Source organism: Thermoactinomyces vulgaris (assembly GCF_005886755.1).
Classification (GTDB): Bacteria; Bacillota; Bacilli; order Thermoactinomycetales; family Thermoactinomycetaceae; genus Thermoactinomyces; species Thermoactinomyces vulgaris.
In genome coordinates this window covers 838,157-859,690 of record NZ_CP039710.1, presented here as the reverse complement: position 1 = coordinate 859,690, position 21,534 = coordinate 838,157, and the positions used below count along the sequence as shown (strand labels likewise).

25 protein-coding genes and 1 riboswitch are annotated in these 21,534 nt (G+C 49.2%); of the genes, 8 read left to right on the top strand and 17 right to left on the bottom strand.

From position 1 onward, the window contains the following. Positions 1-13: 13 nt before the first annotated feature. From FA954_RS04470 to FA954_RS04455, 4 genes are all read left to right on the top strand, one after another. Positions 14-583, top strand: coding sequence for a manganese catalase family protein (locus FA954_RS04470; RefSeq protein WP_037995530.1), 570 nt, complete (start codon positions 14-16; stop codon positions 581-583). A 277-nt stretch (positions 584-860) separates the two neighbouring features. Further along, positions 861-1,475 carry a YIP1 family protein gene (locus FA954_RS04465; RefSeq protein WP_037995533.1) on the top strand — a complete coding sequence of 205 codons (615 nt, stop codon included), beginning with the start codon at positions 861-863 and terminating at the stop codon, positions 1,473-1,475. Positions 1,476-1,489: 14 nt separating this feature from the next. After that, positions 1,490-2,626: a pre-toxin TG domain-containing protein gene (locus FA954_RS04460; RefSeq protein WP_062843106.1), complete on the top strand. Its 1,137-nt coding sequence runs from the start codon at positions 1,490-1,492 to the stop codon at positions 2,624-2,626. Between the two features lie 15 nt (positions 2,627-2,641). After that, complete coding sequence (locus FA954_RS04455; RefSeq protein ID WP_037995538.1) at positions 2,642-3,235, top strand: pentapeptide repeat-containing protein; 594 nt, start codon at positions 2,642-2,644, stop codon at positions 3,233-3,235. Positions 3,236-3,423: 188 nt separating this feature from the next. Here the strand turns inward: FA954_RS04455 and FA954_RS04450 are convergent, their stop codons facing one another. Both FA954_RS04450 and FA954_RS04445 read right to left on the bottom strand, forming a co-directional pair. Further along, on the bottom strand, positions 3,424-3,924 hold the full coding sequence (locus tag FA954_RS04450; protein ID WP_037995541.1) for a GNAT family N-acetyltransferase: 501 nt from the start codon (positions 3,922-3,924) through the stop codon (positions 3,424-3,426). A 32-nt stretch (positions 3,925-3,956) separates the two neighbouring features. After that, positions 3,957-4,886: a class I SAM-dependent methyltransferase gene (locus tag FA954_RS04445; protein ID WP_175413170.1), complete on the bottom strand. Its 930-nt coding sequence runs from the start codon at positions 4,884-4,886 to the stop codon at positions 3,957-3,959. Between the two features lie 431 nt (positions 4,887-5,317). Here FA954_RS04445 and FA954_RS04440 point away from each other — a divergent pair, with 431 nt between their 5' ends. Then, a complete protein-coding gene (locus FA954_RS04440; protein ID WP_049720431.1) occupies positions 5,318-6,397 on the top strand; it encodes an NAD(P)H-dependent flavin oxidoreductase in 1,080 nt (359 codons plus the stop codon). 118 nt (positions 6,398-6,515) lie between these two features. On the opposite strand, the gene FA954_RS04435 is transcribed toward FA954_RS04440, so the two are convergent. The 13 genes from FA954_RS04435 to FA954_RS04375 form a co-directional block, all read right to left on the bottom strand. Then, on the bottom strand, positions 6,516-7,958 hold the full coding sequence (locus tag FA954_RS04435) for an NAD-dependent succinate-semialdehyde dehydrogenase (protein ID WP_037995544.1): 1,443 nt from the start codon (positions 7,956-7,958) through the stop codon (positions 6,516-6,518). A gap of 28 nt (positions 7,959-7,986) precedes the next feature. Beyond that, positions 7,987-8,463 (bottom strand): 1,2-phenylacetyl-CoA epoxidase subunit PaaD, encoded by a 477-nt coding sequence (gene paaD / locus FA954_RS04430; protein ID WP_231564599.1) that lies wholly within the window; start codon positions 8,461-8,463, stop codon positions 7,987-7,989. A 14-nt stretch (positions 8,464-8,477) separates the two neighbouring features. Then, positions 8,478-9,308: a 1,2-phenylacetyl-CoA epoxidase subunit PaaC gene (paaC, locus tag FA954_RS04425; RefSeq protein WP_037995547.1), complete on the bottom strand. Its 831-nt coding sequence runs from the start codon at positions 9,306-9,308 to the stop codon at positions 8,478-8,480. Positions 9,309-9,323: 15 nt separating this feature from the next. Beyond that, the gene (paaB, locus tag FA954_RS04420; protein ID WP_037995548.1) at positions 9,324-9,662 is read right to left on the bottom strand and encodes a 1,2-phenylacetyl-CoA epoxidase subunit PaaB; all 339 of its coding nucleotides are present in this window, start codon (positions 9,660-9,662) and stop codon (positions 9,324-9,326) included. Further along, positions 9,659-10,666 carry a 1,2-phenylacetyl-CoA epoxidase subunit PaaA gene (gene paaA / locus FA954_RS04415; protein ID WP_052186692.1) on the bottom strand — a complete coding sequence of 336 codons (1,008 nt, stop codon included), beginning with the start codon at positions 10,664-10,666 and terminating at the stop codon, positions 9,659-9,661. The genes paaB and paaA overlap by 4 nt, the downstream gene beginning before the upstream one ends. A 165-nt stretch (positions 10,667-10,831) precedes the next feature. After that, positions 10,832-11,656, bottom strand: a complete 825-nt coding sequence (gene paaX / locus FA954_RS04410; RefSeq protein ID WP_037995551.1) for a phenylacetic acid degradation operon negative regulatory protein PaaX — start codon at positions 11,654-11,656, stop codon at positions 10,832-10,834. Between the two features lie 133 nt (positions 11,657-11,789). Next, the gene (pcaF, locus tag FA954_RS04405; RefSeq protein WP_037995553.1) at positions 11,790-12,989 is read right to left on the bottom strand and encodes a 3-oxoadipyl-CoA thiolase; all 1,200 of its coding nucleotides are present in this window, start codon (positions 12,987-12,989) and stop codon (positions 11,790-11,792) included. Continuing rightward, on the bottom strand, positions 12,986-13,759 hold the full coding sequence (locus tag FA954_RS04400) for a 3-hydroxyacyl-CoA dehydrogenase family protein (protein WP_037995555.1): 774 nt from the start codon (positions 13,757-13,759) through the stop codon (positions 12,986-12,988). Before FA954_RS04400 ends, pcaF begins: the two co-directional genes overlap by 4 nt. Continuing rightward, on the bottom strand, positions 13,743-14,561 hold the full coding sequence (locus tag FA954_RS04395; RefSeq protein ID WP_232335102.1) for a 3-hydroxyacyl-CoA dehydrogenase NAD-binding domain-containing protein: 819 nt from the start codon (positions 14,559-14,561) through the stop codon (positions 13,743-13,745). The genes FA954_RS04400 and FA954_RS04395 overlap by 17 nt, the downstream gene beginning before the upstream one ends. A gap of 95 nt (positions 14,562-14,656) precedes the next feature. Further along, positions 14,657-15,985: a phenylacetate--CoA ligase PaaK gene (gene paaK / locus FA954_RS04390; RefSeq protein ID WP_037995560.1), complete on the bottom strand. Its 1,329-nt coding sequence runs from the start codon at positions 15,983-15,985 to the stop codon at positions 14,657-14,659. 33 nt (positions 15,986-16,018) lie between these two features. After that, complete coding sequence (locus tag FA954_RS04385) at positions 16,019-16,804, bottom strand: enoyl-CoA hydratase-related protein (protein WP_138614888.1); 786 nt, start codon at positions 16,802-16,804, stop codon at positions 16,019-16,021. Positions 16,805-16,831: 27 nt separating this feature from the next. Next, positions 16,832-17,251, bottom strand: coding sequence for a PaaI family thioesterase (locus FA954_RS04380; protein ID WP_049720439.1), 420 nt, complete (start codon positions 17,249-17,251; stop codon positions 16,832-16,834). Positions 17,252-17,380: 129 nt separating this feature from the next. Further along, on the bottom strand, positions 17,381-17,680 hold the full coding sequence (locus FA954_RS04375) for an EthD family reductase (protein ID WP_037995564.1): 300 nt from the start codon (positions 17,678-17,680) through the stop codon (positions 17,381-17,383). Between the two features lie 301 nt (positions 17,681-17,981). Here FA954_RS04375 and cas6 point away from each other — a divergent pair, with 301 nt between their 5' ends. Further along, positions 17,982-18,728 carry a CRISPR-associated endoribonuclease Cas6 gene (gene cas6, locus FA954_RS04370; protein ID WP_037995566.1) on the top strand — a complete coding sequence of 249 codons (747 nt, stop codon included), beginning with the start codon at positions 17,982-17,984 and terminating at the stop codon, positions 18,726-18,728. 296 nt (positions 18,729-19,024) lie between these two features. Here the strand turns inward: cas6 and FA954_RS04365 are convergent, their stop codons facing one another. Beyond that, positions 19,025-20,341, bottom strand: coding sequence for a Na+/H+ antiporter NhaC family protein (locus FA954_RS04365; RefSeq protein WP_244932710.1), 1,317 nt, complete (start codon positions 20,339-20,341; stop codon positions 19,025-19,027). Positions 20,342-20,422: 81 nt separating this feature from the next. Beyond that, positions 20,423-20,529: riboswitch (SAM riboswitch) on the bottom strand. 140 nt (positions 20,530-20,669) lie between these two features. After that, positions 20,670-20,837 carry a hypothetical protein gene (locus FA954_RS13630; RefSeq protein ID WP_156097735.1) on the bottom strand — a complete coding sequence of 56 codons (168 nt, stop codon included), beginning with the start codon at positions 20,835-20,837 and terminating at the stop codon, positions 20,670-20,672. Between the two features lie 258 nt (positions 20,838-21,095). Between FA954_RS13630 and FA954_RS13625 the strand changes: the two genes are divergently transcribed. Beyond that, entirely contained in the window at positions 21,096-21,251 is a 156-nt protein-coding gene (locus tag FA954_RS13625; protein ID WP_156097736.1) for a hypothetical protein, read from the top strand. An 11-nt stretch (positions 21,252-21,262) separates the two neighbouring features. After that, complete coding sequence (locus FA954_RS04360; RefSeq protein WP_037995567.1) at positions 21,263-21,481, top strand: hypothetical protein; 219 nt, start codon at positions 21,263-21,265, stop codon at positions 21,479-21,481. The last annotated feature ends 53 nt before the right edge of the window (positions 21,482-21,534 follow it).

Below are 21,534 nucleotides of genomic sequence, written 5' to 3'. Positions count from 1 at the left end.
GGGGAAAGATTCGGTGTGGATTTATGAAAAAAAATTGCAATACCCGGTCCGGGTCAGCCAATGCAACCCGAGACTGGCCAAATTTCTGATTGAACAATACGGGGGCGCTGACGGGGAACTGGCCGCAGCCCTGCGCTACTTAAACCAGCGCTACACGTTGCCGGACAAGGTCAAAGCCCTTTTGACGGATATCGGCACGGAAGAATTTGCCCACTTGGAAATGATCGCCACCATGGTGTACAAATTGACCAAAGATGCAACGCCGGAACAGCTGAAAGAAGCGGGACTGGGCGCCCATTTTGCAGATCATGACAAAGCCCTGTTTTACCATAATGCCGCCGGTGTTCCATTTACGGCCACCTATATCCAGGCCAAAGGAGATCCCATTGCCGATCTGTATGAAGACATCGCCGCCGAAGAAAAGGCACGGGCCACATACCAATGGCTGATTGACATGTCCGATGACCCGGACATCAATGATGCGTTGAAATTCTTGCGTGAACGGGAAGTGGTGCATGCACAGCGTTTCCGTGAAGCGGTGGAAATCCTGAAAGAGTATCAGGGGCAGAAGAAGTATTTTTAAACGAGCGACGTCATCCCGTCTCAGATAAAAAAGCCGCCACCATTTCAAGGGGCGGTTTTTGTGTTTTGGCGCAAGGGACAGCCTCAGCCCCGATGGAAATAATCTACAAATCTTTTGAGTTCATTGTTTTTAAAATATTTTATATATTCTATAATAAAAACAACTTCTTGTTTCACATCGTTAAATCCAGCCAATAGGACTGTCACCTTGCGCCGGTTTGGTGATTGATCCATGAGATCCGTACGGAACATTACATTTTTACGGGAGGTTGTCTCCATTGAAAAACAAATTCAACATTCCATGGTTGTCCATATGGTTAAACCCCGGGGACACGGTCCAGCGGATTTTAAACAACAAGAAAATACCCGTTATGCTGATATTGCTGACCGGCCTTTCCATGAATCTGGACAATTCTTATTTCAACTCCACAGGGGATACCTTGAGCTTGTCCGCCATCTTGCTGATTGCAATCATCTTTAGTCCGGTGACCGGTTACCTGTTTGTCTGGATTTCCACCTATTTGTTTTCCATTACCGGACAATGGTTGGGAGGCACAGGATCAACCAAAGAAATCAAACCCGTCGTCGCATGGTCAGGGATCTTTTTTGCCGCTTCGCTGATCATCCGATTTTTGGAAATCCTGATCCTGGGAAACGAAATTTTTCAAACCGTTCAACCCACCGTGGAAAACAGTACATTTTTATCAATCTTATTTATTTTCCTCCATCTGCTTGATCTGGCCATCTTAATTTGGTGGGCCGTCTTTATGGCCGTTGCATTGGGAGAAATCCACTCTTTTTCCAAACTCAGGGGATTTTTCGCCATGCTCATTTCCCTGCTGTTGGTTGTATTGGTTAACCTTTTGATTGCCATAATTCTTATGATTTTTTAAACAGGGTGATCATCATGATCAAAAGATTCTGCATGACCTTGTTCAGGCTTGTTGTTTGTTTCGCTGTTCTTTTCATGTCGGCGGGAACATGCTATGCCGATCCATCGGGAGGTTTTGAGGTTCCCGAAGTGAATGAGGACTTTACCAAAGTCAAACCGAATCAAGGTGCGCAACAGAAAAAAGACGAAAACACCTGGCTGGGCGATTTTCTTATCTGGATCGGTGCCGCCAAGGATAAAAAAGACTTGGAGAAATTAAGCAAGCAGGCAAATGACGAATTTTTGGACGGCTTCTTCAAAAAATCAGTCGAAAGTTTGTTGGGATATGATCTATACACAGGCGATCCATTGCAAGGCGAAAGGAAAAAAGAGGCAGACCGGGCGTTAAGCAGCGTTGTCGACTGTATTCCGGTCATCTCCAACATCAAAAATTTGAAGGACCTCTTTACCGGAAAAGATTCCATCTCCGGGGACAAACTGAGCCCGGTCGATAAAGTGATCTCAGCCATCGGCATTGCTTCCGGCCCCGGCAAAAAAGCAGGGGTGATCCTGAAAGGAATATTTAATGGCGGAAAGAAATTATTAAAGAAATTTGGTGTCTATATTGATGATCTGGCTGAACGATTCGGATTCGGTCCCAAACTGCAGCCTGCCGGCGGACCCCCGGAAATTCCCCGGAGACCTGAGGTGAATCGGATTGAAGGCACAAACGGGGGTGGAAAAAATCAGAAAAATCATCCTGTCAAAAGAACCCAAGAGGAATATGACGATTTAGCAAGAGACCCTTCTCATGGCGGACAAATTACAGAACAGGGGATTAAAGAAAGAGAAATAGGTTTAGCGCTTGAAAGTCAAGGAAAGCTAGGAAAAATCATTCGTGATCCACAGGCTGACGGGGGCGCAGAATTTATTGATACCACCACAGGTATAAAATGGGACATAAAAAGTTTTGTTTCCTATCCAAATGGTCACACTTCTCCAAGAAAGGGCGCTTTTACTGTTGAAAAAGCAATGAAAAAGATTAATGCGGAGTTTCGTAGAGGTCATAATGTAATTATTGATAAAAGAGATTTAATTCCTCAACATGTCAAAGAGCTAGAAGATGCAATTAAAAAGAATGGGGTTGAGGACCGAATCATATGGTATCCATAGAAAGAGGTTTTCAAAATGCAAGAAAAAATATTGAATTGTCTGGAAGCCCATAAAATATGGATTAAAACGATTGGCAAAAAAGGCGAAAAATTAAAATTGGACGCAATCGATTTTCGTGAAATGAATTTAATGGAATATCCCTTGGATCAATCTTTTTTAACAGATTGTGTATTTGATGGAATGAACTTAAAAAGTAAAGATTGGTTTGCATCACATCTGTGTTCCTCCACATTTCAATATACCAATTTGGCCCATGCTGATTTTACGAAAGCAAATTTATCTTATGTGAATTTCTCTCATGCTAATGCCAAAAATGCAAGGTTTGTTAAATGTGAGTGCTTTGAAACCATCTTTTACAAAACAGACCTGACACATGCCAAGTTAGTGAACAGTCTTTTTGTGGAGGCTGACTTTCGTGAGGCTACTTTGAAACATGTGGATGTAAGTGTCTCCGTTTTTGAAGATGTTTTGATTAAAGGGGCAAAATTAACAGACATCAGAGGTATTGATAATGCATATATAAAAAGCATTAATATCGGTACACCTGAAAATCCAATAATGCTTGAAGGCGATAAAGCCAAAGAATGGCTCATGAACCACTTGGTTTAATCAATCATAAGATCACGTGATTACGGCTCTTCCCGGAGGAGAGTTGGATGAATGATAAAAAACCCTCAGCATGATCCGGAAAAATTAAAAAACAATCTTTACTTGCCAATGAAGCACTTGCCTGCAAATACACAGGGCAAGTGCTTCTGATGATGATTTATACAAGACCCGATGGATCCCCGATAAGCTTATTTTTTATACCCCGAATAAACCGCATGGTTTTTGCCAAATATAAAAACCTCTTTTTCTTTTGTAAAACCGATTTTTTCCGCCACCCGGATGGAAGGAATATTTTTCGGATCGATGAGACAGATCAATTTATTGAAATGCAATTGATGAAAGCCATATGCTTTGCATGCTTTGGCCGCTTCCGTGGCAAATCCCCTGGACCAATACTTTTTATGGATATGATACCCGATTTCAATTTCCGTGCGGCCGTCCACCGTCTGGCGAACCAATCCGCAATCACCAATGAGTTCATCTGTTTCTTTCAAACACACCCCCCACAGTCCGAACCCGTCTTTCCGGTATCGTTCCTGATTTTTTTTGATCCATTGGCCGGTTTGTTCCCGGGTGAAAGGCGCCGGGTAAAACCGCATGGTCTCTTCATCGGAGAAGATGGCATGAAGACGGTCCAGATCCTCCTGTTTCAATTCCCTCAAGTACAATCTTTCTGTTTCCAGAATCATCCTTCATCCTCTCTTTGAAAGAAAGAATCTTATCAAAGTTCTTCCCTTTTTACGGCATGAAGAAAATGGATCGTTTCGCAGGCAGACAAATGATCATTCCGATTGCGAAAATACCGCTCCTGAATATCGACCGGCGATAAATGTTCAACGATCCGCAAGCCCGGTTTCTCCAACATGTTCTCCATTTCCGGCAATGAAAAGCAAGATTTCATCGGCTCTCCGGCAGCCGCGGCCATTTTCACCATGTTCTCCACCCGGTTGCAGAACCCTTTTTCTTCAAAAAGTCGTTCATCGGCAAAATCGAAAACAATGGAACTTCCCGCCGGAACGTTCGCAAACAAATGCCGGAGCAAATCGGCCAACTCCTCTTTGCTTAAATAATAAGAAACGCCCAGCAAACTGAAAAAGGTTTTTTGATCGCCAAAGCCTTTTTCATACAGTTTTTCGTAAGAAAACGGCTTTGTAAAATCACAAGCAATGAAATGAAGATGATCCGGTATTTCCAAACCCGCCTCCTGCAATCTTTGCAATTTAAACGTTTGGGTGAAAGGGTGATCCAATTCGAAGATTTCCAATCTGTTTTTCAGTTCCGGATACCGCTGGGCAAACGTGTCCATGCCTGCACCGAGAATGACATATTGCCTGACCCCTGATTCGATTTCCTTTTGCAATACCGCTTCGCAATAGGCCGCCCGTGCCAAAGGCGTTGGCGATAACTGAACTTGGGTGATCCATTTCAATATTTCATCCGGATTGTCCCGATGTTGCTCGGCCATTTCCGGGTTGAAAAACGAAATTCCTTGAACCATATGGGTTTTAATGGCATCATATTCTTCTTGTGTCATCAATTGTTTGGCGAGAAAATCATCGAAAATCTTTGGTGTATCAAATTGGCTGTGATAAGCCCTGCCAAATGCGGAAATCAGCGCGGTTAAACTGGATTCCCCTTTTTTCACGTCCATACACCCCTTTAAAAAAAATGGGATCCCCCACGTCCGGGAATCCCATTATATATAATATAGAATTAATTTTAAATTATAGCATAAATTAATTTTTTTGTCAAGAGGTTTACTGCTTTCTTTTTCAATGTTCATCCGATTCCCTCTCTAAAATGAATCAAATCATCTTCACCAGCTTAAAAATTTATCTTCTTTTTTGCATGATCATTCTTCCTTATAAAGAGGCGTTCCTGTGAGAATTTTGGACAGGAACTGTATAAATCGAATGCATTTATCAAGAGATCGTCTGACACGACAATTCAAATCATTCCGTAAATTTCATAGAATAAAGTTAAGGTTTTATTTAGGTTGTTGAAAATCCACCTTCAAATCGCATTCCGTGCAAAAGAAACGATCCCGGATGGATTTTACAACATGATCAGGGAGGGATTCACATGCCTTGGTATCAAACCCGGTTAACCGAATTATTGCAAATCTCCCGCCCCATTATCCAGGCAGGAATGGCCGGCGGGATCACAAGTCCCCGGCTCGTTGCGGCGGTATCCAATGCCGGCGGTCTGGGATCACTGGGAGCGGGCTATATGTCTCCCGAAGACATCCGCCAAGCCATCCGGGAAATCCGGAAGCAAACCGACCGTCCGTTTGCCGTCAACTTGATGGTTCCCGCGCCTTATGAAACCAATGCGGAACAAGAACGCCTGATGAAAAATCATCTCAAGCGGTTTGAAGAAGCCGCCGGTGCCTCCGGCCAAGAAACCACAAGCCATGCCGCCATTTCCTTTGAAGAACAAATTCACGTCATTCTGGAAGAAAAGGTCCCTGTCGCATGCTTCACTTTTGGAATTCCGTCCCCCGCCGTCATCCAGGAACTGCATGCCCGTCACACGGTGGTCATCGGGACAGCCACTTCGGTGCGGGAAGCTGTCGAAGTGGAAAAGAGCGGGATGGATGCCGTCGTAGCCCAAGGAAGTGAAGCGGGAGGCCACCGGGGAACCTTTCTCTCCGCCGAATTTCCATATGTCGGAACGATGGCCCTGATCCCTCAAGTGGTGGATCATGTCCGGATTCCGGTCGTTGCCGCCGGCGGGGTCATGGACGGTCGCGGGGTTCTGGCCAGCCTGGCTCTGGGGGCGGACGGGGTTCAAATGGGCTCGGCCTTTTTACCCACCTTGGAAAGCAGCGCCCATGACAAACACAAAGAAGCCGTCCTGCAAAGCACCGATGAAAGCACCGTCATGACAACCGTCTTTTCCGGAAAGCCGGCACGGGCCATCCAAAACGAATTTATCCGGGAAATGGAGAACTATCCCCATCCCCTTCCCCCATACCCGGTCCAAAACGCCTTGACCAAGCACCTGCGCCAAGCAGCCTCCAAAAAAGGAAACAAGGACTACATGGCTTTGTGGGCCGGCCAAGCCGCTGCCCTCAGCCGTTTTGAACAGGTCGAAGAACTGATGCAAAGAATCATGACCCAAGTTGATCAATGTTTGTCGCAACTGGCCGGCGAGCATTAAGCCCATAACCGGGACAACTAATGAAAAGAGCTGAATCCGCAAGGGTTCAGCTCTTCTGCAGACACCATCCAAATTCAGTGTTTAAAAATAAAAGCAAGGAAAGAATTCGAAGTAATGGCTAAATGGACATGGAAATAAACTTGGTTTCCAGGAAGCTTTCCATCGCATAGCGACCTCCTTCACGGCCCAAGCCGCTTTCCTTCAACCCGCCGAAAGGTGCCTGGGTCTGGGTCGGGGTGCCGTCATTGACGCCGATGATGCCATATTCCAAGGCCTCCGCCACCCGGAAGCAGCGGCTGTTGTCCTTTGTATAGCAGTAGGCGGCCAATCCGTAGCGGGTGTCGTTTGCCATCTCCAACACGGCCTCTTCCTCTTTAAAGGGAATAATCGGCACGACGGGACCAAATGTTTCTTCATAAGTAATTTTCATATCCGGGGTGACATGGGTGATGACAGTCGGTTCCAGGAAAAATCCTTTGCTGTATTCCCCTTCTGTCAGCCTGTTTCCGCCAAAGATCACGCGGCCTCCTTTTTCTTTGGCATCACGGATGTGTTCCATCACCCCGTTTAATGCTTCTTCATCCACCAGCGGCCCGATCTCCACGCCTTTTTGGCGCCCGTCACCCACCTTGGTTTTTTTCAACCGTGCGACCAGTTTTTCCGTAAACGCATCAACCACGGACTCATGGACATACAAACGGTTGGTGCTAATGCACATTTGCCCGGAGTTGCGGAATTTGCTTTCAAAGAAACCGGCAACCGCCGCATCGAGATCGGCGTCTTCAAACACAATGAAGGGAGCGTGTCCGCCAAGCTCCATGCTGATCCGTTTCACCTGCTTGGCCGCACCTTCCATCAAATGCTTGCCGACGGCGGTCGAACCGGTGAAGGTGATCTTCGCCACTTTCCGGTTTTGCAACACTTCGTCGCCAAACTTTTCCGCCTTGGCCAGCACCAGATTGACCACGCCTTTGGGGAACCCGGCTTCTTCCATCAGCTCAAACAGCCGGACCGCGCTCAACGGGCTTTCCATCGCGGGTTTTAAAACGACGGTACACCCGGCGGCAAGTGCCGGGGCAATTTTTCTCGCCACCATGTTGACCGGGAAGTTCCAGGGAGTGATGGCGGCCACGACACCCACCGGCTGTTTGATGGCCATCAACCGTTTACTGCCGTCATAGGACGGGATGGTTTCCCCGTAAATCCGCTTGGCTTCCTCGGCATACCACAAGAAATTGTCCGCACTGCCCACGGCTTCAAATTTGGCTTCCCCGAAAGGCTTTCCCATCTCCGCCGACATCAGTTCGGCGAGCTCATTGCGGTGTTTCATCACCAGCTCGTACAATTTGGTGAGATATTTGGATCTTTGGCGTCCGGGCAACCGGGACCAGTCTCTGAACGCTTCATGCGCCGCATCAATGGCTTTTTTCGCATCCCGTTCATCCCCGTAACTGACCACTCCCACACATTCTCCCGTGGCCGGATTGAATACTTCCAGTGTTTCTCCGCTTTCTGCTTCCACCCATTCTCCCCGGATATACATTTTTTTGATCTCACTCATGGATTGGCCACCCTTTCTCCATTTGGATTTAAATCATTTTCAACGCTTCAAACGGATTTTTGCAGTTTTTGCAATATAAAATGCTCCGGCATGCGGCCGGCCCGAACAAGTTCTCCAGAGCGGTGTATGAAGAACCGCAATACGGACATTTCACTTCCCAGGTTTCCTTTTGCTCATCCTTGCGTGGCGGCGGCATGATGCCCATTTTTTTCAGCTTTTCCCTTCCCTCATCACTGATGCGGTCGGAGGACCACGCCGGTTCGAGCAAAAATTTCACCCGGACCTCCCGGACCCCTTCCACCGCGCCCAGTTTCTTTTCAATCGCTTTTTTCATGATGTCCAAAGCGGGGCAACCGGCAAAAGTGGGCAAAACATCCACGGACACCACATCATCCTCGACACGAACCTGATGGATCATGCCCATTTCCACCATGCTGACCGTCGGGATTTCCGGATCCTTCACTTCTTGCAGCAGTTCCAAAAAAATCTCTTCCTTCCCTGCCACCCAGATCCTCTCCTTTACCAACGGGCTGTGGGATCCAGCCGGTAAACTTCTGACAAAGTATTTAGTGCCGCGGCGAGATCCGGTGTGTGCTCCCCGGCCCGTCCGTTCCATCCGGGCGCTTTCAGCCCGCCGGCCGGAGGCAAGCCATAGTCCTCAAAATCTTTGTTCACTTGCTCCAACCACCGCTTCGTCAACGGCTCTTCTCCTTCAATCAATCCGTATCGGACCATGGCGGAAGCTTCAGGCCCCAACTGAAACAATCCGCCTGCATCCTCCCACGCCCTTTCCGTCGCCTCCTTCAGACGGGACCGGGCTTCCTCCGTACTGTCGGCCAATTGTTTCATCCACACCCGCCAGTGAAACAGATGGTAATGGTGTTCCGTCAGGATTTTACGCGCCGACTGCTTCAGCGGAAGGTAGGAAGCATGGGACAAAGATTCAAACCGGATTTGCTTGAACACACTGTAAAAATACGAACGCACAATGGCATAAGCCCAATCATAGCGGGGTTCTTCCAGATAAAGGCCGGGGCCGTTCACCCGCTCCACCAGGACGGCATTACGGAAGTCTTCCGGCTTGCGGAGTTGTGCCAGATCATCGGCTCTTCCGGCCCCCAATGCTTCCAACATTTCATAAAAGAGCACGGCATGTCCCATCATGTCTTGTGAAATGGAGGAAAAAGCGACATCTTCTTCAATATGGGGGGCAAGTCCCAGCCATTCCGATCCCCGGAAAGCCATAATGAAATCATCATCGGCGATTTGAAGCAGCAAGTCCTTCAAAGCCGATAAATATTCCGGATTCTGCTTGGCTTGCTCTGCCGATTCGACACGGAAATTGCTCACATGCTGACCCTCCTTTTACTTTCCCGAAGCATTTTTCTTCTCGTACCGCTCTTTGTGCCGGCGCCATTTCGATTGCAAATCGCCGTACCCTTTCGTTTCCCGGTAACTCTTGTTGTCCAGCTTTTCCAAGTACCGGCGCTGTTCCGGAGGCAAAACCCAGATATCGTCCCGTTTGACCACCCACAAATTGACGCACGGTTCACGCCGGAGGAAGTTTTCACGCGCCATGGACATGGCCACCTCGTGATTCGGGGCCAGCAAGCTGAACTGGTGGACAAAATGGGCATTCGGGCTTTTTTGGCTGAAAACTTCAAACACGAAAAAGTCTTTCTTTTCCTTGTCCCCGATTGTCATACGCTTCCCCCCCGAACCGCGTTTCGTTGCTTGGCGAGCAGGGCATCACGCACCCATTTTCCTTCTTCATAAGAAACTTTTCTCAATCTCAGCCGCTCTTTGGATCGGGGCCCGTTTCCTTTGATGATCTGTTTGAATTCATTCCAGTCCGGTTGCCGGTAATGCCAACGTCCTTCTTTTTCGTCGTAATGAATGGTTTCATCCGGCAAGGTCAACCCGAGATGGAAAATCCGCGGAACATACTTGTGGAAAAACTCCTGCCTCAACTCTTCATTGGTTTTGGAACGGATTTTATACCGGAGGTTCAGGCGTTGGTTGCTGGAAATCCCCCCGTCTTCCGGCGGCCCGAAGAACATGAGCAGTGCCGGCCACCAGCGGTTGACCGCTTCCTGCAACATCCGGCGCTGTCGGGGGGTTCCTTCCGCCAGGCTCAACACGATGCTTTCGCCGTGTTGCATGTGAAATTTTTCTTCGGCACAAATCCGTTGCAGCGCCCGGGCATAAGGCGCATACGAGGTGCTAAGCGACATCGTTTGCGTGATGATCGCCGCCCCGTCCACCAACCATCCGATCACGCCGGCATCAGCCCAGGTCGGTGCCTCCATGTGGAATACATTATGAAATTTTAATTTTCCGACAAATAAGTCGTTCATCAGGTCTTCCCGGGTTTTTCCAATCGGGGCCAGCAAATCTTCCGCCACCCTCAGCAACAATTGTCCGTGCCCCATCTCATCCTGAACTTTGGCCATGATCGCCAGCTTGCGCCGTAACGTTGGTGCTTTGGGAACCCATTCTTTCTCCGGCAACGCCCCCATGACTTCGCTGATCCCGTGCATCGCGATCAATTTAATCAACTGCCGGCGGTAATCATCCGGCATCCAGTCATCCGCTTCAATTTTTTCGCCGCGCTCAATCCGGGCAAGAAATTCTTGCCGTTTTTCGTCATCGGGATGCCCGTTGCCATGTTCCTGATCTTCCAACAGTCTCCGGTCATAGATATGCATCCACATCACAACCTTTTTATATAACGTTTGTTTAACGATATATTAACATATTGTAACATGTTTTTCAATGCACAAAATTCATTAATATATTTATTGTCAGAATAAATTAACACAAAAAAAGAAGGGAGAATCTCCCCCTCTTTGTTTAGCGTCCACTCTTGGATTCTACTCCGGAGCACTTTTGAAAACACTCAGGAAAAACCGGACCGCACCGGGATGCAACAGCTCATAATAATGGCGGAATATCCGGTCCGCCTCCCGTCCCGTCCAAAAATCGGGCAACAACTCTTCCGGCAGGCTCGGATCAATAAACAAAAATTTGCGATATTCGTGCACCAGTTTGGTTTTCTCCACAAAGCATTTTGCATCCGATATGTCTTCCTGGTTTTTCACTTGTTCTTTCAATCTTTCATATTGCGGTTGATAGTGGCTGATGAATTCTTCGTAGGCCTTGTTGATTTCATCCAGATTCCAGCATTTTTCCACCAACTGCTTATCCGTGCTGACGCCGAGATGTTCGGACCGGAAGACTTCAATATATTCGCTGGCATCATAAGATTCGGCAATTTCTTTGACCCGGTCGGCCAAGTCATTCGGGCTGATCCACACGCTGTTGGCCAGCATGCCAAAGCCCATCCAAGACAATTCTTTTCGCAATTGATCCCGTTTGGCCCTCTGCTTTTCCGGAATGTTGTAATGAATGATGCACCATTTTCCGTCCCACCGGCCCGGGGATTGCTTATAAATCCGGGCACTGGCTTCATTCATCCGCTTTTTTCCGCGGGGCGTCAAAGAGTAGTAGGAGCGGTTGCCGACTTTGCGCGCTTTCAGCCATCCCTGGCTGGCAATGCGGGATATGGCGACGCGCACGGCTTGTTCGGACATGCCGAATTGCCCCAATAACCGGGTCAAACTGCCCACCCAGATTTCCCCGCCAAAATGGCGGACATATTCGCCATATATCGTAAAAATCATCGATTGAGGCTTCAATCTCTTTCAACTCCATTCAACCGTTGCCTGTTTTTCTCCATCTCAAACCTATTCGCCTATTATAACAAAAAAATATTTCAAATGTTGAACGGAGTTTGTCAACTTTCTTCTGTGACTGTTATCGGGCTCTTGGTTATAACCTTTCTATTATCGTGGCAATGCCCTGTCCGACCCCGATGCACATCGTCGCCAACCCGTAGCGCACACCCCTCCGCTCCATTTCATACAGCAAGGTGGTCAGAATGCGTGCCCCGCTGCATCCCAAGGGATGGCCGATGGCAATGGCTCCCCCGTTGACATTCACCCGGGCGGGATTCATCCCCAACTCGCGGATGCAGGCCAGGGATTGGGCGGCAAACGCTTCATTCAATTCGATCAAATCGATCTCATCGATGGTGAGACCGGCCTGTTTCAACGCTTTTTTCGTGGCCGGGACCGGCCCGGTTCCCATGACGGACGGATCCACACCGGCCACAGCCGAAGCCACCACACGGGCCCTTGGCTTCAAGCCGAGCTTCACGGCCGTTTCCATTTCCATCAGCAACAAGGCGGCGGCCCCGTCATTGATGCCGGAAGAATTGCCGGCCGTGACCGTCCCGCCTTGGCGGAAAACCGGTTTCAACCGGGACAACTGTTCAAGGGTCGTATCCGGACGGGGATGCTCATCCTCGGCAAAAAGGGTGACCTGCCCTTTATGCCCGGGGATTTCCACCGGGACAATCTCGCTTTTGAACTTGCCTTCCTCCCGGGCTTTGGCGTATTTTCGCTGGCTTTCCAACGCAAAGCGGTCCTGTTCTTCCCGGCTGATGCCGTATTGTTCCGCCACATTTTCCGCGGTTTCCCCCATGCTGTACGGATAATACATTTCGGCAAGCTTTTCATTCACAAACCGCCAACCGAGCGTGGTGTCATACAGTTTTTGCTCTCCGCGCGCAAAACCCTTTTCGGGTTTTGGCATCACATACGGAGCCCTTGTCATGCTTTCCGTTCCGCCGGCAACATAAACTTCTCCGCGCCCCGCTTCAATGGCATTGGCACACTGATTCACCGCTTCCAGTCCCGAGCCGCACAAACGGTTTACCGTCACTCCCGGCACCGTCACCGGAAGGCCCGCCAGCAACAAAGACATTCTCGCCACATTCCGGTTGTCTTCACCGGCTTGATTGGCACACCCCAAGATCACGTCGTCAATCCGTTCCAAAGGGATGTCGTTTCGTTCCATCAGATAGCGGATCACCACGGCTCCCAAGTCATCGGGACGGACCTCTTTCAATGCGCCGCCGTATCTTCCGATGGCTGTCCGTACGGCATCCACGATCACCGGAATTCTCATCGTTCGTCCCCCCTTGTCGATGGCCGGGCCGCTTCCCCGGAATAAGTATAAAATCCCTCGCCGCTTCGGACGCCAAGCATCCCGGCCAGCACCATTTTCCGGAGCAAGGGAGCCGGCCGGTACCGTTCTTCCGCCAAATCCCGATGCAGTCCGCGAATCACCGCGTAAACCTCGTCCAAGCCAATTTGGTCAGCCCATTCCAGCGGTCCGTATGGATAATTCGTCCCTTTTTTCATGGCAATATCGATGTCTTTGGGGGTTGCGGTCCCCTCCATCACGGCAAAAACGGCTTCATTGATGATGAGTGACAAAACCCTCGGAAAGACCAGTCCGGTCTCATCTTGCACCACAGCGGTATTTTTGCCCAGCGACTGAAAAAACGCCTCCGCCCGTTTCAACGTTTCCATAGATGTCCTGAGACCGGGAGCCAGCTCCAGCAATTTCCGTTCCGACAACGGACGGAAGGTGCCAAAACCGCAAACTCTTTCCGGATTCCGGGTCCACGACGCCACTTCGGTGGCCGACACTCCCAATGAAGTCGTGAGAATGGGAACATCCGGCGGAAGCTCCCGGTCCAGCTTTTGGATCACGGCTTTTTTCAATTCCAAGTCGAGATTGGAAACTTCAACGGCGAGCCCAATCTTCTGTGCATCGTTTTCAACGGTTTTTTCTGTCACCACTTCATAATTCTTGTCCGTAAAAAGTTCCTTCAATTCAGGAAGCAGCACACTCTCGCCCGTCAGCAAAACGGTGTTACTTGTCGTAGTCATAATATCCCTCACCTGACTTCCGGCCGATGGTTCCCGCCTGAACCATCTTTTGTTGAATGCGGCTCGGCTGAAACCGGCGTTCATGGAAAAAACCGGAGTAAACCGACTCGGTCACCGCAAAATTCACATCGATGCCGATCAGATCCTGGAGTTCAAACGGCCCCATTTTAAATCCGCCGGCTTCGGTGAGAATGCGGTCGATTTGCTCGACGCCGGCCACCCGGTCTTCCAAGATGCGGAGCGCTTCATTGTAGTAAGGCCGGGCCACGCGATTGACGATGAATCCCGGCGTATCATTGGCATACACCGGCACTTTTCCCAGATTTTGCGCAAATTCATAAACAAACTTTGCCTGCTTTTCGCCCGATTTCTTCCCCCGGACCACTTCCACCAGCGGCATGACAGGAGCCGGATTGAAAAAGTGCATCCCCAGAATCCGCTCCGGGTTCCTCAGGCCGCCGGCAATTTCGGTAATGGAAAGCGAAGAAGTATTTGTCAAAAGCAAGGCATCGGGCCGGCAAATTTCACTTAACGACCGGAAAATTGATTTTTTCAGGTCCATCCGTTCCGAGACCGCTTCGATCACAATGTCCGAGTCCGCCAACTTCTTCAGGTCTTGTACAAATTGGACGGACCGGAAAACCGACGCTTTTCCCTCTTCGCTGATTCGTCCTTTCTTGACGTCTCTCGATAAAACCGATTGAAAATAAGCTTTGGCTTTTTCCAGCATCGCCGGATCCACATCCAGCAATAAGACCCGGTGCCCTTTTTTGGCGCAAACCAGGGCAATCCCCGATCCCATCGTGCCTGCCCCGACGACGCCAATCTGATATCCGGTCACAAACTCCCCTCCTTGTCCGGTTTTGGTTTCCCTTCCATTCCTCTTCCGCCGATGCTTCAGCCTGCAGTTGCATTGTTCCGGTTGTCCACCACCCGGATCGCTTTCCCCTCACTGCGCGGGATGGTGTGCGGTTTGCAAACCTTCAACAAGATGGAAACCCCCAGCGTGCTTTTCATGGCATGCCCGATCTCTTTGGACAGCTTTTCCATTTCCGGACTGTTTTCTATATCCCCGCCCTGCTCCATAAATTCCGGGGTGACTTCGCAGTGCACTTCAATCCGGTCCAACGCCCCTTCCCGTTCCACCACCGCCTGATAATGGGGTGCCAGTTGCGGAAAACTCAAAAGCACCGATTCGATCTCGGTCGGAAAAACATTGACACCGCGGATGATCAGCATGTCATCCACGCGCCCTTTGATCCGCGACATCCGGAGGGTTGTGCGTCCGCATTTGCATTTTTCCGGATGAAGGGATGCAATGTCGCCCGTCCGGTAGCGGATCACCGGAAACGCTTCTTTGGTCAACGAAGTGAAGACCAACTCTCCTTCAGCACCATCGGGAAGCACTTCCCCGGTTTCAGGGTCAATCACCTCCGCCAGAAAATGGTCTTCCGCAATGTGGAGTCCGTCCTGCGCTTCGTGGCATTCAATCGCCACACCCGGCCCCATCACTTCGCTCAATCCGTAAATGTCCACTGCTTTGATGCAGAGCTTTTCTTCCAACTGCCGGCGCATTTCCTCTGACCATGGCTCCGCCCCAAAAATGCCGTATTCCAGGCTGGTTTCCCGGGGATCCATTCCCCGCCTTTCCATTTCTTCCACGAGGTTCAGGATATAAGAAGGCGTTCCGGAAATGCCGCGGGGTTTGAAATCTTCAATCAGCGTAACCTGACGGGGCGTGTTCCCTCCCGAAACCGGAACGGCCGTCATACCGAGGTATTCCATTCCATAGTGCAATCCGAGGCCACCGGTGAATAAACCATATCCATATGCATTATGAAAAATATCACCCGGACGGCCGCCGGCACAGCAAATCGCCCTGGCGACAATCTCTGCCCAATTTTCGATATCCTTTCTCGTATAACCGACCACCGTCGGCTTTCCTTTGGTTCCGGAAGAGCCGTGAATGCGAATCACTTTGCTGAGATCCACCGCAAAAAGTTTAAACGGATAGTTTTCGCGCAAGTCTGTCTTTTTCATGAACGGCAAACGCCGGATGTCTTCCAAGCACCGGATGTCTTCCGGTTTCACCCCGGCACGGTCGAAATTTTCCCGGTGGAAAGGAACGTTATCATAGCAACGCTTTACCGTTTCTTTCAGACGAGCCAGCTGAAGTTTTTGCATGTCCTCCCGTGATGCGGTTTCCATCGCTTGATTGAATATCACCAGAATGTCCCTCCCTTTCGGCCAGGCCGACGGTTACTCTCCCCGAAACACCGGCTTCCTTTTTTCACGAAATGCTTCCAACGCTTCCACCCGGTCTTTGGTGGGGATCAACACCTCATACGCTTTGGACTCCAGATCCAATCCGCTTTGCAGATCCAACCCGACTCCCCGGTCGATGGCATATTTCGCCTGATACACCGCCAGCGGGGCGTTGGAAAGCATCTCACCGGCCAAGGAACGGCACAGCTTAAACAGATGATCGCGGTTTTCGGCAACCCCGTTTAATATGCCATATTCCTCCGCATCGTTTGCCGTGATTTTCCGGGCGGTCAAGATCAGTTCCTTGGCCCTGGCCAGGCCGGTCAACCGCGTCAGCCGCTGTGTTCCGCCGGCTCCCGGAATGATCCCCAGACTGACCTCGGTCAGTCCCATCCTGGCTTCCTGTACGGCAAACCGGAAATCACATGCCAGTGCCAACTCAAACCCTCCGCCAAAAGCATGTCCGTTGATGGCGGCAATGGTGGGTTGCGGAAGCCTCTCCAGTGCCGAAAACACCTCCCGGATTTTTTTCACATTGCGGCGGACTTGCTGTTCATTCAGGGTTCTCCGCTTTTTCAAATCCGCTCCGGCGCAAAACGCTTTTCCTTCTCCGGTCACGATGACGGCCCGGGTTTCTTTGAGATCCTGTTCCAGTTCGCCAATCACTTCCCCGAGCCGAACCAAGGTGGAGTAATCCAAGGCATTCATCCGGTCCGGGCGGTTCAGCCGGATGATCCCCAAATAGCCTTCTTTCTCCAGCAATACCGTTTCTTTTCCCATCATGCATGGCTCCTTGAGTGAAAATTTTCATTCATGTTTGGGCTGGATGCGGGCATACGTGCCAACCGCGACCGCCACCAGCTTTCTGTCACCGGTCCTGACCCGGGCTTCCATCACGATGATCTTCAATCCCCTTTTGATCACCTTGGCCTCGGCAATCAAACGGTCGCCTCTTGCCGGTGCAAGGTAATTGATTTTGCTTTCCACCGTGACGCATTGTTGCAAACCGTTGACAGGCGGAGCCGCCCCGTGCCCCATAGCGACATCAGCCAACGTGGCCGTCACGCCGCCATGCACCACGCCCTCCATGCTGTTGTAAAATTCCGGGCGGATTTTTAAAGATGCCGTGCATCCTTCTTCATCCAACTGCTCGATCTCAATGCCAAGGGCATGGTTAAAACGATTGATCACCGTTTCGTTTGTGGAATGCTCACTTACATTTTTCATCTCAAACCACCTGTCCGCATCATTTCGGTAGCGCTTTCAAACAACGATACACGAACCGATCTGAATACTATGAATTCATGTTGGAGGGACGCCAACCGCATGCACACACGGTTGACATCATGCCGCCTGTTACACCACCTCGGCAAAATGCATTTGCACCAGTTTGCCGGCAAACGTCATCAAATCTTTGCCAGCCGCTTTTCCTTCCGGGGATGCCAGTGCCGCATTCAACGCCTCTTTGGTTTCAAAATACATTTCGGCCATCAAATACAGGTCACTCTTCCCGGCCGGAGAACCGTAAATTTTATTCACTTCCAGTTTGATAAGCCCCGGCATCTTTTCAGCCAACGGAGCATGGACATTGTAATAATGCTCGTCAAATTTCTCCTTGTCTTCCGGCTGACGGTAAATCGCAATTAATTTTACCATTTTGAATTTTCACTCCCCTTAATGTTTTGGGTTATTCTCCATATAACATAATTTAATATAACGTTATAAAAACGTTGCTCTAAAATTAAGTATAAACTTTCAGTCTCTTTTCAGTCAATTAGTTTTTTCTTTCATTTTAGAATATTCACTTCAATCATCCTTTTCTTTCAGCCGATTAACCACTTTTTGCAGCGTTTCATCCGGCTCCGGTTTCGGATGGTTATGACCCAACTTCATCTTGTCTTGTTCGCCCTGTTCCTCCTTTGCTAGAGTGAAAGAAGACTATTAAAGGAGCGATTTGATGCGAATTCGATTTGTGTTTGAGATCCCGGCGGAAACATCACTTCCTTACCATTATCCATATGCCCTGATGAGTTACTTTTACCACGCCGTCAGGATGGCGGATCCGGATCTGGCTGAGTGGTTGCATCAGGAAGGCATCCCCTATGAAGGACGAAAATACAAGCCGTTCGTTTTTTCCCCCCTCGCTTTTGACCATTGCCGGAAATCCCCCGGACAAATGCGGGTACAGGGAAAAGCGACATGGAAAGTGGATTCGATTCATCCTCCCTTGTTGCAAGCACTCTGCCAAGGCATCCAAGCACTCAACCATTTACAACTGTTTTCACACCGTTTTCCTTTGCACTCGATTCATTTTGAGGAACGGCCCCGTTTCGAATCTGTCATGAATTATCGTTGTTTGGGGCCAGTGGTATTTCCTGTCCGCAAAGAAGGGAAGTTGGTGTTTTGCCATCCGCTGGAAAGCAATTTTTATGACCAAATTCGAACATCCCTCCATCGTTGGGCCAAATTGAAATGGGGAGTGGATGACTCCAACCCGGCTCCCATTCGCATCCGTTTGCTGAATCCCGGACACTTTCGCCTTGAACAAGCTGCCACTTTGATCGACATCAAAGGAAAAAAGACCAAAGGATACCAAATGCCTCTGCAAATCCATGCATCCCCCCGTATTCAGGAAGTGGCAATGGAAGCGGGAATCGGGAGTTATACCAATCAAGGCTTTGGCATGTTGGAACCCCTGTCCTGATCGTAAACGGGATTTTCAACAAACCGGCCATAACCATTGGAAGTTTTGGCCCGAGCCCGAGCCGCAAACCCTGTATGCGCCGGTTTTCATTAGGAATAAGAATCGATCGGATCAACACCCTTTCGGTAGTAATCACCCTAAAGGACATTGATGATATATGTGATAAAAGGTGAATCCATTTTCTGTCGGATGCGGGTTGCCCAAACCGACAGCCAGCCGGCTGGTCAGTTTCATATATAATATGGAGCAAAAAATAAAAAACCAGGGGCGTTTTCCCCTGGTTTCATTCTCTGATTTCAACTTGCTTTTGCTTCCTGATGGCTGACCGGCACGGCTTTTAAGCGCGGAAAGCGGAACAGGATGGACAATACGGCGCAAACGGCGATCAAAGCCGGATAATAGGAATAAGCCAGGATGCTGACCGGCGAGATGGAAGCAATCCCTGCAGCAAGCAACATTTGCGGCCCGTACGGGATCAGTCCCTGTACACTGCAGGAAAAGATGTCCAACAAGCTGGCCGATTTCCGTCCGTCAATTCCGTATTGGTCCGAAATCTCTTTGGCGAGCGGTCCGGTCATGATGATGGAGATGGTGTTGTTGGCCACGCACAGGTTGGTCAAACTCACCAGACCGGCAATGCCGAACTGCGCCCCTGTTTTCGTCCGCACTTTGCTCGTCAACAAGTTTAACAAAAACTGAATGCCCCCGTAATGCCGGATCAATTCCACCATCCCGCCGATCAACAGCACCAGGATCGACAAGGATTGCATGCCGGTGACCCCTTCTTCGGCATGTTTCACCAAGGAAAGCCATGTGTAGCTTCCCTCAAACAGTCCGATGGCTCCAGCAAAAACAATGCCCAAGATCAAAACGATCAATACATGAACCCCGAGCAAGGCCGTAATCAACACGACGATATAAGGCAATGTCTGGAGAATGGAGAAGTCTTGACCGCCGGCCACACTGCCTTGTCCGCCCCCCGTGAAAAAGAAGAGAATCGCTGCGGTCAAGATGGCGGCGGGCAACACAATCAAAAAGTTGGCTTTAAATTTGTCTTTCATCCGGATCTTTTGGGTACTGACCGCTGCAATCGTGGTGTCGGAGATAAAGGACAAGTTATCCCCGAACATGGCTCCCCCGATCACCACCGCCATCGACAAGGCCGGTGCAATGTCCGCCTGTTGGCTGATTCCGACCCCGATCGGCGCGAGTGCCACGATCGTTCCCATCGATGTTCCCATCGCCAACGAAATGAAGCAGGCGATCACGAACAGTCCGACCATCAACCAATTGGCCGGCAAAAGGTTCAGGGCCATGTTGACCGTGGAATCCACGGCGCCCATGCCTTTGGCCACTGCCGAAAAGGCACCGGACAACAAAAAGATCAAGATCATCATGATGATATCCGGATGGCCGGCTCCACGAAAATAGTGTTGCAATTTCGATGCCAACGACTCTTTGCGGTGCATGCACAAGGCCAACACCGATGCAATCATCACGGCAATGATGGCCGGCATTTTGGTGAAATCACCGGTATAAGCCCCCACACCAATAAACAGGATCAAAAACACGGCAAAAGGCAATAAAGCCCATGGATTTTCTCTGTTTTCCAATCGTCTCTCCCCTTTATTAAAAGAAAAGACCTCTTCGATGCATACGAAGAGGTCTTCTGTCTCCATGTTATTGAAAACCTCTTCTTATCTTCCAAGCTTCAAAACGCTTGCTGGAATTGGCACAGTACTCCGAAGAGCCCGTTGCCGAGGTTTCATCGGGCCAGTCCCTCCACCTCTCTGGATAAGAAGATCGGGTGTTGGATTTCGATGTCATGAATGATCTTTTGACATCATAATACGCAATCCTTTGTTTGTCAATTGATTGGATGCTTAAAAAATATGGAAAACAGCCGGCTGGATTCGCCGGCTGTTTTCTGCCATTTATCATTTAATTGAGCCCTAACTGTGACTTCAGTTCGCTCTGTTGTTTTTTCAATTGTTTCCACTCTTCGTAAAGATCATATTGTGCCAAAAATTCATGTCTTTCTTTTGCCAGCAAGTATTCTTGTTGAACGGAATAGAGACGCTCTTCCAGTGCTTTTAACTGTTCGATCATGCGAAGCACCTCAATTCTTTTCATTTGGTTTGACGAGAGTCAACAAATTATTACCCGTTATTCAATATATTAAACCCAAAATTTTGTCTAAATTACCAAAGGGTTTGTCTGATTGAAAGAAAAAAAGGAAACATCCCGGCAAAAAGCTGACAAAAAACAGAGGACAAGGTCAAAAACCGATGTTGACCTGCGTCGAATTTTTGATAGAATGAAAACCTGACCCATCACAGATTGATAAACCGAAGGGAGTAAACGGGTATGTCCATGCAACCACAATATATGCCGTCTTTTCTGGAAGAATTCCGCTCCATGAAGCTCGAGATGATGATTCGTGACCTGCATAAATTGAGCCATGAAGAATTGATCTATATCAAAAAAGAAATTGATGAGATCCTTCATTCCGTCAAAGAGTAGGATGGATTGCAATGAGCCAGCCAACAGAGAAGCTGTTGATCGAAACCTACAAGCACATTAACGAATCGCGCAATTTAATCGAGCAACTCATTAATCAACTCGGGCAAGAACAACCGTTTATCCACCATCTGCCCGACGACATTCAACATCTTATTCGTGTTGCTTTGGAATTATCACCCGATCAGCGAAAAACCTTGCGTTTGTTTCTTGAATCTTTAAAACAAGAATGACCCCAGCTATTACTTTGAAAAGTAATTACTGGGGTCATTTTTTGGAATTGTCT

Excerpts from the sequence above, each read along its gene's own strand:
- FA954_RS04460 (WP_062843106.1), top strand. The coding sequence starts at position 1,490 with ATGATCAAAAGATTCTGCATGACCTTGTTCAGGCTTGTTGTTTGTTTC.
- FA954_RS04455 (WP_037995538.1), top strand. The coding sequence starts at position 2,642 with ATGCAAGAAAAAATATTGAATTGTCTGGAAGCCCATAAAATATGGATT.
- FA954_RS04450 (WP_037995541.1), bottom strand. The coding sequence starts at position 3,924 with ATGATTCTGGAAACAGAAAGATTGTACTTGAGGGAATTGAAACAGGAG.
- FA954_RS04445 (WP_175413170.1), bottom strand. The coding sequence starts at position 4,886 with ATGGACGTGAAAAAAGGGGAATCCAGTTTAACCGCGCTGATTTCCGCA.
- FA954_RS04440 (WP_049720431.1), top strand. The coding sequence starts at position 5,318 with ATGCCTTGGTATCAAACCCGGTTAACCGAATTATTGCAAATCTCCCGC.
- FA954_RS04435 (WP_037995544.1), bottom strand. The coding sequence starts at position 7,958 with ATGAGTGAGATCAAAAAAATGTATATCCGGGGAGAATGGGTGGAAGCA.
- paaB (WP_037995548.1), bottom strand. The coding sequence starts at position 9,662 with ATGACAATCGGGGACAAGGAAAAGAAAGACTTTTTCGTGTTTGAAGTT.
- paaA (WP_052186692.1), bottom strand. The coding sequence starts at position 10,666 with ATGCATATCTATGACCGGAGACTGTTGGAAGATCAGGAACATGGCAAC.
- pcaF (WP_037995553.1), bottom strand. The coding sequence starts at position 12,989 with ATGAGAATTCCGGTGATCGTGGATGCCGTACGGACAGCCATCGGAAGA.
- FA954_RS04400 (WP_037995555.1), bottom strand. The coding sequence starts at position 13,759 with ATGACTACGACAAGTAACACCGTTTTGCTGACGGGCGAGAGTGTGCTG.
- FA954_RS04395 (WP_232335102.1), bottom strand. The coding sequence starts at position 14,561 with ATGGGATCGGGGATTGCCCTGGTTTGCGCCAAAAAAGGGCACCGGGTC.
- FA954_RS04385 (WP_138614888.1), bottom strand. The coding sequence starts at position 16,804 with ATGGGAAAAGAAACGGTATTGCTGGAGAAAGAAGGCTATTTGGGGATC.
- FA954_RS04380 (WP_049720439.1), bottom strand. The coding sequence starts at position 17,251 with ATGAAAAATGTAAGTGAGCATTCCACAAACGAAACGGTGATCAATCGT.
- FA954_RS04375 (WP_037995564.1), bottom strand. The coding sequence starts at position 17,680 with ATGGTAAAATTAATTGCGATTTACCGTCAGCCGGAAGACAAGGAGAAA.
- cas6 (WP_037995566.1), top strand. The coding sequence starts at position 17,982 with ATGCGAATTCGATTTGTGTTTGAGATCCCGGCGGAAACATCACTTCCT.
- FA954_RS13630 (WP_156097735.1), bottom strand. The coding sequence starts at position 20,837 with ATGATCGAACAGTTAAAAGCACTGGAAGAGCGTCTCTATTCCGTTCAA.
- FA954_RS13625 (WP_156097736.1), top strand. The coding sequence starts at position 21,096 with ATGTCCATGCAACCACAATATATGCCGTCTTTTCTGGAAGAATTCCGC.
- FA954_RS04360 (WP_037995567.1), top strand. The coding sequence starts at position 21,263 with ATGAGCCAGCCAACAGAGAAGCTGTTGATCGAAACCTACAAGCACATT.